Below are 15,539 nucleotides of genomic sequence, written 5' to 3' on the forward strand. Positions count from 1 at the left end.
TCACCCGCATTCGGCGCGCACCTCGTTCTTGCGCTCCGCTTCGCTCGTGGACACAGAGCTGTCACTCGCGGTCACGGTGATGGTTTCGTCCGCGGACACCACGGAGCCGCACTCGGCGGCCCCCGCGCCGCACCGGCGTTTGAGGACGAGCGTGCCCTTCTTCTTCGACACCTCCACGCGGGTGAGCTCGCAGCGGTAGGCGACAGGCCCGGAGGGGCCGGAGACACGCTCGACGGACTCGTCGCCCAGCGTGTCCGCTGTGTCGAGGACCTCACCGCTCTTGCTGAAGAGGATGAAGTGGAAGCGGGTCTGGAAGACGGTGTCGCCCCGGCCGTCCTCGCCGGGCAGCTCGCTTTCGTCCTGGGTGAAGACGCGCAGGGCCGCACCCGATGGGAACTTGAGGGTCTCGTCGCGGGGCTTCAGTGCGTCGCCTTCCTGCCGCGGGCAGTCGAGCTGTTCTTCCGGGACGTCCACTTCGCGGCCGTAGGTGCCCGGGGCCAGCAGCTTGAGCTGTTCGAGGCGGGACGGTGCTTCTCCGGCGGCGCAGGTTCCCAGGAGCCAGACCCAGAAGCCGGGCTTGAGGCCGGGCAGGGTCTTGCTCTCGATGAGCTGGGGGTAGCCTTCCTGCGGCGTCAGGCCCGTCCGCTCCAGCAGCTTCTCCAGGGGGCCCCAGGCGGCCTCCTGGGCCTCGGCCTCGGCCTTGTCCTTGGAGCCCTTCCAGATGAGGGCGACGGGCTTGTCTGCCGCCTCGGCCCGCGAGGCCCCGGTGAGGGTCAGCAGGCACAAGGCGAGGATGTGTGGACGCATGGCGGTTCTCCCTTCAATGGGGGAGTACGCCGCCCGCGATATTAATTCTTCTTGGGGCCTCCGCGTTTCGGGCGCGCTGCCAGGTTGGGCGGACCGCCTTTCGGGGGGGGAGGCTTCGAGGCCCGTGCGTTCTTGGCCCGGGAGGGCTTCGACGGACGCCCGTACTCGATGTCCGGAAGAGGCCTCTCCCTGGGGGCTGGGGCTTCACCCTCCTCCGCGGGAGGCGGCGGTCTGGGGGCCTCCGGCGGCTGGGGCTTCGCGGCCTGGGCCCTCAGCGTGTCCACCTCCTTGCGCAGCCGGAGGACCTCCGCGGAGAGCTGGGCGTAGGAGTCCCGCACCAGCCCGTTGAACACGCGCTGCCGGCCCAGGGTCTCGTTGATCAACACCTGGCACGTCTTGCGGAAGGCCCACTTGGCCAGCAGCACCGCCTGCCCCATGCCGGCGCGGTGCGTGTGCAGCGGCAGGGCCCGCGTCGTGTCCGCGTTCTCCTCCAACGCGTGCATGTTGAACGTCAGCGGATCCACGCGCGGCTCCACGCCGTCCTCCGGCACCTCCGCCGGCTCCGACGTGGGCAGCCCGCGCACGCGCAGCCGCTCTTCAATGCGGGCCACCAGGGCCCCCGTGGGAATGTCCCGTCCGAGCAGCTTCATCGGTGTGTCTCCTCCACGATGCGCGCCATCTCTTCCCGGTACGCCGCGACCACCTGGGGCCACGTGTGCCGTTGCGCGTAGATGCGGGCCCGCTGGCCCATCGCGTCCCGGGCCTCGCCCACCTCGCGCAGCCCTTCGACGAACGACGCCAGCCCCCGGTACACCCGGCCCGCGCCGCTGCGCTCCACCTGTCCCACCAGGACCTCCGAGTGCCCGTTCACCAGCACCGGCGTGCCCTGCGCGAACGCCTCCAGCGTCAGCAGCGACAGGCTCTCGAACTTCGACGGCACCACCACCGCCAGCGCTCCCGCCAGCGCGTCGTGCTTGTCCTGTTCGGAGATGCGCCCCACGTGCCGCACGCCCTCGCCGCTCACGTCCATGTGCGCCTCGCCCGCGAGCACCAGCTCCGGCGCGTCCTGGTAGCTCGCCCGAAGCTGGCGGTGGAACTTCAGCAGGTCCGGCACGCCCTTGCCCGGCTCCAGCCGGCCCACGTAGAGCAGGTAGCGGCCGTGCACGCCGTACTTCGCCCGGAAGCGGTCGGGCACCGCCGGCAGCGCGTCCACGCCCACGCCCACCACGCGCGCCCGCGCATGGTTCGGGTGGAAGCGCCCGAGCATCGCGACCTCCTCCGGCGTGTTGCACATCAGCACCCGGGGACGGTTGAACACGTCCGCGTAGACGCCGAAGCGGATGGGCGGCTCGTCGTGCGCGGTGGGCACCAGCATCGCGCGGTCCGCCACCAGCGGCAGCCCCCACGCCGTGGGCGCGTAGAGGTACGTGAAGAACAGGTAGCCGTCGTACGCGCCCTGCGTGGTGCCCAGGTGCTCCATCAGCCCGGGGCTCAGCGGGCCCTGCTCGGCCACCCACTGCTCTTCCCGCAGCCGCTCGTTGCCGTGGCCGAACACATGGCGCGACAGGTCGTTGAACGCGTGGATGTTGCGCGTGCGCGTCACCGGGAAGCGCAGCACCTTCGTGCGGCCCACGCGGTCCTCGCCGGGCGGGAAGGTGTTCTCCCACGTCAGGTGGTTCTTCGCGCAGGTCGTCACCACCGTGATGTCCCAGTGCGGCGCCAGGTGCTCCGCCACCTGCGCGGCGTGCGCCTCCGCGCCGCCCGTCACCTCGCCATAGCGCTGCACCACCAGCGCCACGCGCGGACGCTTCGCCGGGGCCTTGCGCGGACGGGGCGGCGGCGCCACCACGCCCTCCAGCGCGCGCGTCAGCGACACCTGCGCGGCGGTGGGGGAGAAGTGCTGGAGCCGGCGCGCCTGACCGTCGAGCACCGCCTTGCGCAAGGCCTTGTCCTCGCTCAGGTCCACCGCCAGCTCCGCGAGGAACGCGTAGCGCTTCTGGTCGAACGCGATGCCCGCGCCGCCCAGCGTCTCCGGCACCGCCGCCGCCGCGTACGCGAGCACCGGCACCTCGGAGGCCATGGCTTCGATGATGGGCACGCTGAAGCCCTCGTGCTCGCTCATGGAGACGAACACGGACGCGGAGCGGTACACGGCCACCAGCTCCGGATGCGACAGGCGCCCCAGGAAGTGCACCCCGCTCAGGTCCTTCAGCTCGCGCTGGAGCATCTTGAAGTAGCGGCTGCCCGGCTCGTAGCCGCCGACCATCAGTAGGCGCGCCTGGGGACGGATGCGCAGGAGCTCCCGGTGCAGCGCGAGCAGGTCCTCGAAGCGCTTGTGCGGCATCACCCGGCTCACCGACACCAGGGTGGGGCCGGGCCCGGAGAGCTCCGCGAGCTTCGCCGCGTCCGCCACGGGCGCGGCGAAGCGCTCCTTCTCGATGAAGAGCTGCACGGTGTGCACGTTGCGGTGGCCCGCGACGCGCAGCTCCGCGCTGTTGTAGTCCGAGTCCCCGATGGACACGTCCAGGAAGGGCGCCATCGCGGCCACCTGCGCGCGGCCGGCCACCAGCGCGTGCTCCAGCGGGGTGTCCCGGTAGAAGCGCGCGGGGCTGATGTTGTGGAACACCACGCCGCGCTTGCAGTCCATGTGCATCAGCCGCCCGCTCAGCGGGGACGCGATGCCGTGGTGGTACAGCACCAGGTCGTCCGGCTTCGGCTTCAGCGTGAAGACGTGGCGGGCCAGGCCCTGCAGCCCTCCGGCGACCTCTTCCGCGTAGATGTCCCCTACGTGCCCCATGCGGCGCAGCAGGAGTTGCAGATGGAGCGCGGCCTGACCGGAGGCGTCGCCGGGGCCGAAGCTTGGGATCAACTGGTGGACCGCCATGGAGGGCCGTGTGTAGCACACGGGCATGGTATGAGGCGGCCCCGTGTCGACCCCTGGACCCATCGCCTTCGACGCCACCCTGTGGGACGAGCCCACCACCGGCATCGGCCTGTACACCCGCTGCCTCGCGGAGGCGCTCCAGGCCCAGGGCGTCCGCCTGGACCGGATGGGGGCGCGCAAGTCCGGCGAGCACCCGCGCGGCGTCCAGAAGCGAACGCCGTGGACGCTGGCCACGCTGCCCCGGCTGCTCAAGGCCTCACCGCCGCCCGTCTACCACGCGCTCAGCAACTTCAACCTGCCGCTGAGGCGCACGCCGGGCACCGCGTACGTGCTCACCGTGCACGACCTGGTGCCGTTGGATCTGCCGCACACCGTCTCCGCGCCGTACCGCTGGCAGTTCCGGCTGTGGCTCGCGCGCAGCCTGATGCTCGCGGACCGGCTGGTGTGCATCAGCGAGTGCACGCGCCAGGACCTGGTGCGCCGCTTCCCCCAGGTGGAGCCGCGCACCGTGGTGGTGCCCAACGGCGTGGACCACGTGAACGCGGCCCCGCTGAGCCCGGCGGACGAGGAGTTCCTCCACGCGCTCAACCTGCCGAGGGACTACGTGCTGTACGCGGGCTCGCTCGACGTGCGCAAGAACGTGGAGCTGGTGCTGGACGCGCAGGAGCGGCTCAGGGCGCGCGGCCGGCCCTTCACGCTCGTGCTCGCGGGGCAGGCCTGGTACGGCTCCGGCACGGTGGAGACGCGCATCGCGCGGCTGCGCTCGGAGGGCCTGGACGTGCGGCCCCTGGGCTACCAGACGCCGGCCATCTTCTACGCGCTGATGCGCCGCGCGGCGCTGTTCGTCTTCCCCTCGCGCTACGAGGGCTTCGGCCTGCCGCCGCTGGAGGCCATGCGCCTGGGTACGCCCACGGTGGTGTCCACGGCGGGCTCGCTGCCGGAGGTGTGCGGCGGTGCCGCGCCCGCGGTGGACCCGGACGACGCGGAGGGGCTGGCCGCGGTCATCGACCGGCTGCTGCGTTCACCGGAGGAGCGCCGCGCGCTGTCGGAGGCGGGCCAGCGCCAGGCCGCGAAGTTCACCTGGGCCCGCACCGCGGAGGGGACGCGGGCCGCCTACGATGCGGCGCTGCGCCACCGGTAGGCGAACGGCGCCAGAGGTCAACCGGCCCGGCAAGGGCCCCCTGGAGGAACATGCGACTGCTCGTGTGGAGTGGAATCGTCTGCGGAATGCTGCTCGGGTGCGCGGGGTCGAACGCGGCGCGCAAGGACGAGGCCCGGGAGCCGGCACCCACCGCCCAGCAGGAGGAGGCGCCGTCCACCCCCGTGACGCCCCCGGAGAAGAAGGCCGGGTCGCCCGCGGCGGAGGCGGAGAACCCGGAGGCGGCCATCGTCATGCCCCTGGAGATCACCGAGACGCCCGCGCCCCGCGACCCGATTGGCATCGAGTCGCAGAGCGTGAAGGGCGACGTGCTCACGCTCCATGTCCGCCACGGCGGCGGCTGCAAGGAGCACCGCTACGGCCTCGCGTGGGACGGGCGCTTCACGACGACGGCGGAGGGCGAGCCTCGCGCGGAGCTCACCCTGATGCATGACTCGAACAACGACCGGTGCAAGGCGATGGTCTACAAGGAGCTGGCGTTCGACCTGTCCACGCTGAAGCAGGAGTGGAGCGAGAAGGGCCACGGCGACCACGCCACGCTCCACCTGGACTTCAACGGCGTGCCGGACCAGTCCGCCCGCTTCAAGTTCTGACCGCTGCGTGCCCCTGCGCGAGCAGGTCCTCGCGCAGGCGCGTCAGCACCTGGCCCAGCAGGTTCAGCCCCCGCCACGTGGACGGGTCCTGGATGCGCGGGTCCTCCACGGAGAGCCCCACGCCCCAGATGCGGTCCAGGGGGCTGGCCTCCACCAGCTCCGTGCCCGCCGTGGCGAGCAGCGCCTCCAACAGGTGCCGGTGCTGGGTGAACTTCGCGTGGTTGCCCTCGTAGACGATGCGCTCGCGCTCGCGCTCCCAGCGGGCCGCGTCGAACGGGCTCACCTTGCGGCCCAGCGCCTTGTGCTGCTTGGGCGTGGCGGCCCGCAGCACCTGCTCCATCACGCGCGTGTCGCCGAACAGGCGCGCCTTGCCCGCCATCATGTACTGCTCCGCGCAGGTGTAGCGCACGCCGTCCACCGTGAAGACGGACGGGTGCCACTGCGAGAAGAAGGAGTCCTCCCTCCAGAAGAACGTGAACCGCGCTGACGTCGTCGTGCCCATCCCAGGCCTCCCCGAAATCTTCGTGTAATAATGACACGAACGTGCGGCGATGGAGGAACCTGACTTGGGCGCCTACAATGCCCGCCCGCTCCCCATGCGACTTCAAGAAGCCCAGAAGCTGTTGGACCGCTGTTTCACCGGCACGCGGGAGGGCGCGCCGCGCCTCCATGAGCCCTCGGACCCGCGCTTCGCGGAGCGGGGCGGGGCGGTGTGGCTGGAGTACCGCTGGTACGTGCGCGAGCGCGGCATGGCGGAGGTGTTCCTCAAGTGGGACCGGGTGGCGCCCGGCGACGAGAAGACGGTGGAGGCCACGGTGCTGCGCACGCACCTGCTGGGCCAGTCCCCCATGCTGTCCCAGCGCGCGCTGCGCACGGTGGAGGGCGGCACGCCCGCGCCGGAGCGGGTGCTGGACATGCTCAAGAGCGACGGCATCCGCCGCGAGTGCGTGGCCCGGGGGCGCACCACCGTGACGGTGGAGCACTGGGAGAGCCGGCGTCCCGCGGCGCTGCTGGACGAGGCGCGCTTCGCGGAGCTGGCGGCGCCGCTGGAGTCGGAGGACTCCACGCCGGACGCCCGTCACGAGGCCGTGCAGCGGCTGGCGGACGCGGAGCGGAGCCCGCGCGTGCAGGACGTGCTCTTGCGGCTCGTGGCGCGCAAGCCGTCGCTGATGGCCCTGCGCATCCTGTCGGAGTGGGGCGAGGTGAAGGCCCGCGAGTACTGCCAGCGGGACCTGGCCGCCGTGAAGCCGGGCAACGCGGCGGACCTGTGGGCCCTCACCGCGTTGGACCGGCGCCTGGAGGCGTGGCAGTCGCTGGCGCGCCCCGCGTGAGGCGCGCGCCAGCGGTGCGTCAGTGCTGCGAGCCCACCCGGGGGCCCAGCACGTCGCGCAGCGCGTCCGCGACGGTGAGCCGGGGGGCCCAGCCCAGCGCGCGCAGCTTGCCGGGGTCCGCCACGAGGCTGGGGATGTCCGAGGGGCGCAGCCGCGCGGGGTCCAGCTCGATGCGCGCCTGCACGCCGGACAGGTGGAGCATCTCCTCCAGCAGGCTGCGGATGGTGCGGCCCTCGCCGCTGCCCACGTTGTAGGCCTGGCCCGCCTCGCCCTGGAGCAGCAGCAGCCGGTACGCGTCCACCACGTCCTTCACGTGGGAGAAGTCCCGGATGGCGTCCAGGTTGCCCGTGCGCAGGACGGGGTCCACCGTGCCCAGCGCGATGGCGCGGATCTGCGCCGCGAAGGACGGCACCACGAAGGTGGGGTCCTGCCCCGCGCCCAGGTGGTTGAAGGGCCGGGCGAGGATGACCTCCATGCCGTAGCTACGGAAGAACTGCTCGCCCGCCAGCTCCCCCGCGGACTTCGACGCCGCGTAGGGGCTGAGCGGCACGTGCCGGTGGGACTCCTCGGCGCGCGTGCCCTCCGCGACGGGGCCGTAGACCTCACCGGAGCCCACCAGCAGCACGCGCGCCTTGGGGGCGCTCTCCCGCAGGGCGGTGAGCAGGTGCACCACGCCCATGGTGTTCACGGCGAAGACGCGCGCGGGGTTCTGGTGGCTCTTGGCCACCGAGCTGAAGCCGGCCAGGTGCAGCACCGCGTCCGGCTTCACCTCGGAGACCGCCGCCTTGACCTTCGCCTCGTCGGCGATGTCGAAGTGCAACGCGGTGCTGCTGATGCCCTCGCCGCGGGGCCCGTGCACCTCCACCACCTCGTCGCCGGCCGCGCGAAGCGCGGCGCACGCGTGCCGGCCGACGAATCCATCCGCTCCCGTGACGAGGACGCGCATCTTACCGCTGTCCTGCCTTCACGCGCTCCAGGTCCGCGTCGACCATCATCTCCACGAGCTGCTTGAAGCGCACCGTGGGCTCCCAGCCGAGCTTCTCCTTCGCCTTGTCGTACTTGCCGATGAGCAGGTCGACCTCCGCCGGGCGCACGAACGCGGGGTCGATGACCACGTACTTCTGCCAGTCCAGGCCCACGCGCGCGAAGGCGATCTCCACCAGCTCCCGCACGGTGTGCGTCTCGTTGGTGGCGACGACGAAGTCCTCCGGCGTCTCCTGCTGGAGCATGCGCCACATGGCGTCCACGTAGTCGCCCGCGAAGCCCCAGTCGCGCTTGGCGTCCAGGTTGCCCATGGGCAGCTTCTCCTGGAGGCCCATCTTGATGCGCGCCACGTTGTACGTGACCTTGCGCGTGACGAACTCCAGGCCGCGGCGGGGCGACTCGTGGTTGAAGAGGATGCCGCTCACCGCGAAGAGCTTGAAGGACTCGCGGTAGTTCACGGTGATGTGGTGGCCGTACGCCTTCGCCACGCCGTACGGGCTGCGCGGGTAGAAGGGCGTGTCCTCCGACTGGGGCACCTCCAGCACCTTGCCGAACATCTCGCTGGAGGACGCCTGGTAGAAGCGCACCTGCGGGCGGGTGTGGCGGATGGCCTCCAGCATCTTCGTCACGCCCAGCGCGGTGAACTCACCGGTGAGCACCGGCTGGTTCCAACTGGTGGGCACGAAGGACTGCGCCGCCAGGTTGTAGACCTCGTCCGGCTGGGTGAGGTTCAACAGCGCCGCCAGCGAGAACTGATCCAGCAGGTCGCCCTGGTGCAGCGTCACCTTGCCCTGCAGGTGCGCGATGCGCTCGAACTTCTCCTCGGAAGAGCGGCGCACCATGCCGTGCACCTCGTAGCCCTTCTTGAGGAGCAGCTCCGCGAGATAGCTGCCGTCCTGCCCCGTGATGCCCGTAATGAGTGCGCGCTTGGCCATGGCCCTTGTCTGTTCGCTGGAAGACGCTGTTCGTTGTACCCGAGGCTTTCGCCTCCTGCCAACCGTTCCAGGGTTTCAGGGAACTTGAAGAGGACGCCGTCCATGCCTAGGTAGGGAGCGACCTGCCCAGGAGCCGCCCATGCGCAACCTCTCCCTCCCAGCGTTGACGGCCGTGCTCGTGAGCGCGGCGGCGGGGGCCCAGACGGCTCCCGTGGCGGTTCCCTACACCGTGCAGACCCAGCCCGGGGCGCGCTCCGGGGGCGGCACCGTGAACGACGTGGCGCTGTGGGTGAACCCGGCCGACCCCGCCGCGAGCCGACTCATCACGGCGGACCAGAACAACGGCCTGTTCACCTATGCCCTGGACGGCGGGGAGCTGCAGGCCGTCACCGAGGGCACCTCCGCGAGCGTGGACGTGCTGGGCGGCTTCCCGCTGGCGGGGGGGACGTCCGCGGCGCTGGTGCTCAGCGCCAACCCCACGCTGTCGGGGCTCGTGCCCTACGTGATGGATGCCACGGCGGATGGCGGCGGGCTCACCCGCCTGTCGCCCACGGCGGCCCCGCTGGATGTGGGCGTCACCTACGGGACGGTGCGGCTGGCCCGTGGGGCGGATGGGACCATCCAGGCCTTCGGGGGCCTGGCGTCGGGCGGCCTGCGGCAGTTCCTGCTGACGCCCACCGACGGCGGCGTCACGGCGACCCCGCAGCGGGACATCCCGGCCGGCGCGGTGCTGGGGTTGGCGGTGGACCCGGCGTATCGCGCGCTCTACGTGGCGCAGCAGGGGCAGGGGCTCTACCGCTACGGCGCGGACGCGGACGCCGGCACCCAAGGTGCGCTGGTGGTGGGCCTGGGGGACGGCGGCCTGACGTCCGTGGGGCGGCTCGCGCTGTACGAGGCGTCCGGGGTGGACGGCTACCTGGTGGCGTCGGACCCGAGCGCGAACACCTTCGTCGTCTTCGACCGCCGCACGCTGGGCCGGGTGGGCGCGTTCCAACTGGGGCAGGACGGCGGCACGGACCCGGTGGAGCAGTCGCGCGGGCTGGTGGCGTACTCGGGCGCGCTGGGCACGGCCTTCCCGGAGGGCCTCTTCGTCGCGCATGACGGCGTCAGCAGCAGCACGTTGAGTGACAACCTGAAGCTCACCTCGTGGGGCAACGTGGCGCGGGCGTTCTCCCCGCCGCTCATCATCGCGCAGCAGCCGGCGGACGGCGGCGTGGACGGCGGCACCGGCAAGGACGGCGGTGGCGGCGTCGTCGTCAATCCGGGCAACGGCAACCCGAGCGGCGAAGGCGGCGGGACCGACGACGACAGCGGCTGCGGGTGCACCAGCACGTCGGTGCCGGCCATCGCGACGCTGGGGCTGCTGGCCCTGTCGCTGTTGGGCCGCCGGCGCCGGAGCTGACACTCGAAGCGTGTTGAAAGCGGCAGGGGGGCGGGATGAAGTGCGCGCCCCATGCGCACCTTTCGTTCCACCGTCCTGGCGCTCGCGGTGCTCGCCTCCGCCTGCAAGGGCGGCCCGACGCCCGCCCCCACCGCCCCGCCTCCGGCCCCGGCCGCGCCCGTGCGGCTCACGCTGGTGGGCACCAACGACTTCCACGGCTGGGTGATGCCCCACCGCGCCACGCTGCCGGACGGGCAGAAGGTGGAGCAGGGGGGCGCGGCCCTCTTCGCGTCCTACGTGGCGCGGCTGCGCGAGGACAACCCGGGCGGCGTGCTGCTGGTGGACGGCGGCGACCTGTTCCAGGGGACGCTGGCGTCCAACCTGGGCGAGGGCGCCATCGTCGTCGACGTGTACAACCTGCTCGGCTACACGGCGGTCGCCATCGGCAACCACGAGTTCGACTACGGGCCGGTGGGCCCGGGGCCCGTGGCCACGCGTCCGGACGAGGATCCGCTGGGCGCGCTCAAGGCCCGCGTGGCGCAGGCGAAGTTCCCCTTCCTGTCCGCCAACGTGCGGGAGAAGGACGGACAGCCCCCGGCGTGGCTGGGCAATGACGGCACCACCGTCGTCACCGTGAAGGGCGTGAAGGTGGGCCTGCTGGGCCTGTCCACCCTGTCGACGCCGCAGACGACCAACCCCGCGAACGTCGCGAGCCTGAGGTTCGAGTCCCTGGCCGACGCCGCGAAGCAGGCCGCGAAGTCGCTGCGCGAGCAGGGCGCGGAGGTGGTGGTCGCCATCGCGCACGCGGGCGGCAAGTGCACGGATCTGGCGAACCCGCGCGACACGTCCGGGTGCGAGCGCGACGACGGCGAAATCTACGCGGTGCTGGAGGCGCTGCCCGGGGGCGCGGTGGACGCGGTGGTGGCGGGCCACACGCACCAGGTCATGGGGCACTTCTTCGGGGACGTGCCGGTCATCGAGACGACGGGGCTGGCGCGCTCGTTCGGCGTGGTGGAGCTCTTCGTGGATGCCGCGACCCACCGCGTGCTGCCCGAGCGCACGCGCATCCAGGCCGCCATCCCGGTGTGCGGCGCCGTGGACGCCACGCTGAAGTCGTGTGATCCGCTGAAGCTCAAGGACGCGAAGGACGTGCGGCTGGTGCCGGCCACGTTCCTGGGCCAGCCGGTGACGCCGGACGCCCGCGTGGAGGCGCTGGTGGCCCCCGCGGAGGCGCGCGTGGAGGAGGAGCAGCGCCGCCCGGTGGGCGTGGAGGCCCAGGCCCGCATGCCCCAGGTCTACGAGGGCGAGAGCGCGCTGGGCAACCTCATCGCGGACGCGATGCGGGAGGCGGCCCGCTCCGACGCGGCGGTGATGAACGCGGGCGGCATCCGGGCGGACCTGCCGCAGGGGCCGCTCACCTTCGGGAAGCTCTACGAGATCCTCCCCTTCGACAACACGCTCGCGGTGCTGGAGCTGAGCGCGGACGAGCTGCGCCGCTTCCTGTCGCTGGCCTATGGCGGCCGCAAGGGCGTCTTCGCGGTGTCCGGGCTGGAGGTGACGCTGGGCGCGTGCCCGGGGCCGGAGCGCTTCCAGGGCGTGACGCTGCCGGGAGGCAAGCCGCTGAAGGCGAAGGGGACCTACCGGGTCGCGGTGCCGGACTTCCTGCTGCGCGGCGGTGACGGGGTGGGGCCGCTGACCTCCACGCTGCCACGGGAGCGTATCAGCCTGTTGCAGGCGCAGGACCTGCGCGAGGTGCTCACCGCGTACGGCCACGCCCACGGCAACGCGCTGAAGCCCCCGGCGCTCGGCCGCGTGCACCGGGTCAAGGCGGCGGAGCCCTGCGCGGACGCGAAGCCCTGAAAAAAGTGCGCCCGCCGTTGGAAATTTTCCCTCCGCGCTGATCCGCTGGGGCTGGATCGCGGCGCAACCCAGCGGAAGATCAGCGAAAGGCGCCCAGGGCCGAATTTTCGGCCTGGGATCAGTTTCCAACGGAGGGAAACCTCCCTACTCTAGGGCACGCGAGATCCCCTTGCGGCGCGGCCGAAGGCCAGCGCGAGCAAGTGGGAGCCCGTGCGTGGGAGGGACAGAAGAGATGCTCTACAAAGTGACCCCGATGATGGTCCCCGCGGCGCCCGAGAAGAAAGAGGCGCGCGAGCCGGGCCAGCCGCGCAAGCGGCGCAAGTCCTCCGTCTACGACGCCGACGGCCACGAGGTGTTGATCTCGCTGATGTGTCTGAAGTGCAAGACGCTCAAGCCGCTGGCGCAGTTCGGGCTGCGGAAGATGGCGGACGGCGCCATCCGCAACCAGCCGTGGTGCCGGGGCTGCCGCTCAGGCGCGGGCACGAAGAAGCCGAAGAAGGAAGAGTCCCAGGCCGCCACCGTCGAGGTGCCCGCCGTCGCCGCCGCGGAGCCCGTGCTCCAGGTGGTCGCCGCCGTGCCGCTCGACGCCGCGCCCGTGGCTCCGACGCTCGTCGACGCCCCGGCGGCGCTCGCGGGCGACGCGACGGCCCCCGCCCTGGTCTGACGCACCGCCCGGGATGATCCGCCCTGCTGGGGCGCGCACCGTTCGCGCCCCGCATGTGACGGATCCGCCCGGAGCTCCCGCTCGAAGCGCCCAGTCAGGTGTCTCTCCGCGGGCGGATGATCCGCCCTGGCGGGGCGGTCCGCCTCCTTCTTCTCAGGACAGCCGCAGGCCCGCCGGCAGCGTGTCGCCGAGCGCCCGGGCTTCGTCCGCCGCCTCCAGGGCGACGACCTCGCGCACCATCCGCACCCAGGTGTCGGCGGCCTTCGCGGCCACTAGCGCCTGGGCCGTGCGCTCGCGCAGGGCCGGGTCCAGGTCGCGCGTGCGGTCGCCGGTGAGCCGCGCCAACTGGGCGGCGGCGAAGGGCGCGCCGTCCACCTTGCGCAGGTCCAGGGACAGGAGCAGCTCCAGCCACGCCTCCGCCGTCTCCACGTCCACGACCTTGTGGCTGCTGCCGTACAGCGGCACACGCGCGCCCAGCCGCCCCAGGGCCCACGCCCACGGGCCGCCGGAGCGGGACTCGGCCTTCAGGCGCGCGGCGATCCACCGGCCCACCTCCGCCTTGTCGCCCGGCGCCAGGTGCTCCAGCGAGGCGGCGGTGCGGATCATCTCGTCCAACCCCTCCGGTTGGATGCCCTTCAGCTTGCCGCCCTGCGTGGGCGCGTCCGGCGGCACGCGCCGGGCCAGGTGCGGCTGGAGGTAGCCGTACAGCTTCTGCTGCTGCGCTTCGGTGAGGCCGCCGGCGATGCGGCGCCACATCACCCAGAACTCCGTCCACACGGCCTTGTCCGTGTGGTGCTGCACCAGCGCGTCGAAGAGGCTGAAGGTCTGCTCCGCGCGCCAGCCGTCCAGCGGGTAGCCGAAGCCGGGGCGCAGGCAGAAGCCGGTGAGGCTGTAGAAGACGCGCTCGTGGTCATCCGAGCGGCGGCGCTTGCTCGCGCCCGCGTAGAGCGTGCTCCACAGCTCGCGCAGCACGGGCACGCGCCACGTCTCGCGCGGGCCCAGCACCTTCTCCAGCGTGCGCGACAACTGCTTCACGTCCTTGGGGCCCAGGGGCAGCGGCTTGTTGCCGTAGACGCGCTCCACGTTGTCCTTCGCCTCGGCGAAGCGCGCGGGCATGGACTCGGTGACCGTCAGCTCGTGCGAGCCGCCGGTGCCGCGCAGCTCGAACTCCAGGCGCCAGCGCTCGTCCGCGACGTCCGACACGCAGAACAGCTCCAGCGTGCCAATCTCCGTGAGCGCGGCCTGCAGGTGCACCGGCACCTCGCTGACCTTGCCGGACGCGCCCTTGAGCAGGGTGTGGATGGGCGGCAGCGGCTTCAGGTCCTCCGCCAGCGGCACCAGGTCCCCCGGCTTGTCGATGCGGTCGCTCGTCGTGGAGTAGAGCGCGAACTGCACCGGCCGGCCCAGGGTGAGCGTGAAGGGGCGCTCGCCCAGGTCCACCTTCTGGCCCTCCTCGAAGCCGCGGGGAATCAGGCACAGCGTGGGCTGCTCCGCGCTGTCCGGGCCGCGCTGCAGTCCCACGTAGTACGCGCGCGCCGCGCCACCGCCGATGCGCAGGCCGTGCCCGCGCCGCACCAGCCCGTAGTACGCGGCTCCACGCGCCACCGCGAGCTCCAGCGACTCGTGCTTGAGCAGCGGGATGCGCGGCGCCTGCGGCCACCACGCGGACAGCGCGTCAATGAGCCGCGCCGAAATCTGCGGCGAGTTGAAGACGCCGCCGTTGAGCAGGATGGCGTCCGGGCGGGGCAGGGCGCCTTCGTGCGACGGCGCCTCGCCCAGCGCCGCGAAGCCCGCCGCCGCGTGCTGCGCGAGGAAGGCCGCCAGGTGCCGCGTGACGGCCGGGTCCTGCACGTACGGCAGGCCCAGCTCCTGGAGCGCCATGCGCGCGGCCCTCCGGGGCCGGTCCCCGGGCGAGGACATGGGGAAGAAGCCGTCCAGCACCAGCGCGTGCGCCTCGTCGCGGCCCAGCTCCGTGGACAGCGTACCGCCCAACAGCCGGCTGCCCTCGCCGATGAGCGACACGCCGTACTTCTCCGGCGGCGCGCGCCCCAGGAGCTCCTCCTTCGCGGCGCGCGCGGCCTGGATGGCCTGCGTCCACTGCGTCGCGGACAGGCGTCGGCCGTTCTGGGTGAGCTTCTCCTCCATGCGCCGGGCGAGCGCCGCGTCCATGTTGTCGCCGCCCAGCATCAGGTGGTCGCCCACCGCCAGCCGCCGCAGCATGGGCCCTTCCGGCGACACGCCCGCGTGCACCAGCGTGAAGTCCGTGGTGCCGCCGCCCACGTCCACCACCAGCACCAGCCGCACCTGGGACAGCGTCTGCTCCAGGTCCGAACGGTGCCGCGCGGTGTAGTCGTAGAAGGCCGCCTGCGGCTCCTCCAGCAGCGTGAACTTCTCCAGCCCCGCCTTGCGCGCCGCGCTCACCGTGAGGGCGCGCGCCGCCTCGTCGAACGAGGCGGGGACGGTGATGACCACCTCCTGCTTGGAGAGCGGCTCGTCCGGGTGCGCGAAGTCCCACGCCCGCGCCATGTGCGTGAGCAGCAGGGCGGACGCGTCCACCGGGGACAGCTTCCGCACGTCCGCGGGCGCGCCCCACGGGAGGATGGGCGCGGAGCGGTCCACGCCCGGGTGGCACAGCCAGCTCTTGGCGGAGGCCACCAGCCGGCCCGGCACGCGCGCCCCCTGCCAGCGGGCCAGCTCGCCTACGACATACGGCCCGCCATCGTCACCCCAGGGCAGTCGCAGCACCTCCGGGGCAAGCTCGTGGCCGGCGGGGACGTAGACGGTGGACGGCAGCAGGGCGCGGGGGGCCACCTCGCCCTGGCGGACGAGCTGGGGCAGGGGGAAGTCCTCGACGGGTGCCCCCGAGCCCTTGCCTGGATCCACGGATGCCACCGCGCAATGGGTGGTGCCCAGGTCGATGCCGACGATTCGCATACGCCTC

General features: G+C 72.3%; 13 protein-coding genes. 6 read left to right on the forward strand and 7 right to left on the reverse strand.

What is annotated here, in order from left to right:
- Genes K8612_RS08005 through K8612_RS08015 form a run of 3 tightly spaced genes read right to left on the reverse strand, consistent with a single transcriptional unit; the run spans nt 1 to nt 3,691 of the window.
- The gene (locus tag K8612_RS08005) at nt 1-807 is read right to left on the reverse strand and encodes a hypothetical protein (protein WP_223761850.1); all 807 of its coding nucleotides are present in this window, start codon (nt 805-807) and stop codon (nt 1-3) included.
- Between the two features lie 41 nt (nt 808-848).
- Complete coding sequence (locus tag K8612_RS08010) at nt 849-1,457, reverse strand: hypothetical protein (protein WP_223761851.1); 609 nt, start codon at nt 1,455-1,457, stop codon at nt 849-851.
- Complete coding sequence (locus K8612_RS08015; protein ID WP_223761930.1) at nt 1,454-3,691, reverse strand: glycosyltransferase family 4 protein; 2,238 nt, start codon at nt 3,689-3,691, stop codon at nt 1,454-1,456. Before K8612_RS08015 ends, K8612_RS08010 begins: the two co-directional genes overlap by 4 nt.
- A 43-nt stretch (nt 3,692-3,734) precedes the next feature.
- Between K8612_RS08015 and K8612_RS08020 the strand changes: the two genes are divergently transcribed.
- Both K8612_RS08020 and K8612_RS08025 read left to right on the forward strand, forming a co-directional pair.
- Complete coding sequence (locus K8612_RS08020; protein WP_223761852.1) at nt 3,735-4,832, forward strand: glycosyltransferase family 1 protein; 1,098 nt, start codon at nt 3,735-3,737, stop codon at nt 4,830-4,832.
- A gap of 50 nt (nt 4,833-4,882) precedes the next feature.
- Nucleotides 4,883-5,443, forward strand: coding sequence for a NigD-like C-terminal domain-containing protein (locus K8612_RS08025; RefSeq protein ID WP_223761853.1), 561 nt, complete (start codon nt 4,883-4,885; stop codon nt 5,441-5,443).
- Here the strand turns inward: K8612_RS08025 and K8612_RS08030 are convergent.
- The gene (locus tag K8612_RS08030; RefSeq protein ID WP_223761854.1) at nt 5,433-5,945 is read right to left on the reverse strand and encodes an NADAR family protein; all 513 of its coding nucleotides are present in this window, start codon (nt 5,943-5,945) and stop codon (nt 5,433-5,435) included. The two genes, K8612_RS08025 and K8612_RS08030, sit on opposite strands and share 11 nt — an antisense overlap.
- A gap of 64 nt (nt 5,946-6,009) precedes the next feature.
- Here K8612_RS08030 and K8612_RS08035 point away from each other — a divergent pair, with 64 nt between their 5' ends.
- On the forward strand, nt 6,010-6,774 hold the full coding sequence (locus K8612_RS08035) for a hypothetical protein (RefSeq protein WP_306799619.1): 765 nt from the start codon (nt 6,010-6,012) through the stop codon (nt 6,772-6,774).
- A gap of 19 nt (nt 6,775-6,793) precedes the next feature.
- On the opposite strand, the gene K8612_RS08040 is transcribed toward K8612_RS08035, so the two are convergent.
- Together K8612_RS08040 and gmd are read right to left on the reverse strand one after the other, a co-directional pair.
- Nucleotides 6,794-7,720, reverse strand: a complete 927-nt coding sequence (locus K8612_RS08040; RefSeq protein ID WP_223761856.1) for a GDP-mannose 4,6-dehydratase — start codon at nt 7,718-7,720, stop codon at nt 6,794-6,796.
- 1 nt (nt 7,721) lies between these two features.
- Nucleotides 7,722-8,693, reverse strand: coding sequence for a GDP-mannose 4,6-dehydratase (gene gmd / locus K8612_RS08045; RefSeq protein ID WP_223761857.1), 972 nt, complete (start codon nt 8,691-8,693; stop codon nt 7,722-7,724).
- Nucleotides 8,694-8,832: 139 nt separating this feature from the next.
- Between gmd and K8612_RS08050 the strand changes: the two genes are divergently transcribed.
- From K8612_RS08050 to K8612_RS08060, 3 genes are all read left to right on the forward strand, one after another.
- Nucleotides 8,833-10,095, forward strand: coding sequence for a myxosortase-dependent phytase-like phosphatase (locus tag K8612_RS08050; protein WP_223761858.1), 1,263 nt, complete (start codon nt 8,833-8,835; stop codon nt 10,093-10,095).
- Between the two features lie 51 nt (nt 10,096-10,146).
- On the forward strand, nt 10,147-11,934 hold the full coding sequence (locus K8612_RS08055) for a bifunctional UDP-sugar hydrolase/5'-nucleotidase (RefSeq protein ID WP_223738706.1): 1,788 nt from the start codon (nt 10,147-10,149) through the stop codon (nt 11,932-11,934).
- Nucleotides 11,935-12,166: 232 nt separating this feature from the next.
- The gene (locus K8612_RS08060; protein ID WP_223761859.1) at nt 12,167-12,598 is read left to right on the forward strand and encodes a hypothetical protein; all 432 of its coding nucleotides are present in this window, start codon (nt 12,167-12,169) and stop codon (nt 12,596-12,598) included.
- Between the two features lie 153 nt (nt 12,599-12,751).
- Here K8612_RS08060 and K8612_RS08065 read toward each other — a convergent pair whose 3' ends face one another.
- A complete protein-coding gene (locus tag K8612_RS08065; protein ID WP_223738708.1) occupies nt 12,752-15,532 on the reverse strand; it encodes an Hsp70 family protein in 2,781 nt (926 codons plus the stop codon).
- Between the last annotated feature and the right edge of the window lie 7 nt (nt 15,533-15,539).

The organism is Corallococcus sp. AS-1-6 (assembly GCF_020037015.1).
In the GTDB taxonomy this organism is placed as follows: domain Bacteria; phylum Myxococcota; class Myxococcia; order Myxococcales; family Myxococcaceae; genus Corallococcus.

Bases quoted from the DNA above. Each gene is read 5' to 3' on its own strand.
- K8612_RS08055 (WP_223738706.1), top strand. From the start codon at position 10,147: ATGCGCACCTTTCGTTCCACCGTCCTGGCGCTCGCGGTGCTCGCCTCC.
- K8612_RS08030 (WP_223761854.1), bottom strand. From the start codon at position 5,945: ATGGGCACGACGACGTCAGCGCGGTTCACGTTCTTCTGGAGGGAGGAC.
- K8612_RS08040 (WP_223761856.1), bottom strand. From the start codon at position 7,720: ATGCGCGTCCTCGTCACGGGAGCGGATGGATTCGTCGGCCGGCACGCG.
- K8612_RS08015 (WP_223761930.1), bottom strand. From the start codon at position 3,691: ATGGCGGTCCACCAGTTGATCCCAAGCTTCGGCCCCGGCGACGCCTCC.
- K8612_RS08065 (WP_223738708.1), bottom strand. From the start codon at position 15,532: ATGCGAATCGTCGGCATCGACCTGGGCACCACCCATTGCGCGGTGGCA.
- gmd (WP_223761857.1), bottom strand. From the start codon at position 8,693: ATGGCCAAGCGCGCACTCATTACGGGCATCACGGGGCAGGACGGCAGC.
- K8612_RS08025 (WP_223761853.1), top strand. From the start codon at position 4,883: ATGCGACTGCTCGTGTGGAGTGGAATCGTCTGCGGAATGCTGCTCGGG.
- K8612_RS08010 (WP_223761851.1), bottom strand. From the start codon at position 1,457: ATGAAGCTGCTCGGACGGGACATTCCCACGGGGGCCCTGGTGGCCCGC.
- K8612_RS08005 (WP_223761850.1), bottom strand. From the start codon at position 807: ATGCGTCCACACATCCTCGCCTTGTGCCTGCTGACCCTCACCGGGGCC.
- K8612_RS08050 (WP_223761858.1), top strand. From the start codon at position 8,833: ATGCGCAACCTCTCCCTCCCAGCGTTGACGGCCGTGCTCGTGAGCGCG.
- K8612_RS08060 (WP_223761859.1), top strand. From the start codon at position 12,167: ATGCTCTACAAAGTGACCCCGATGATGGTCCCCGCGGCGCCCGAGAAG.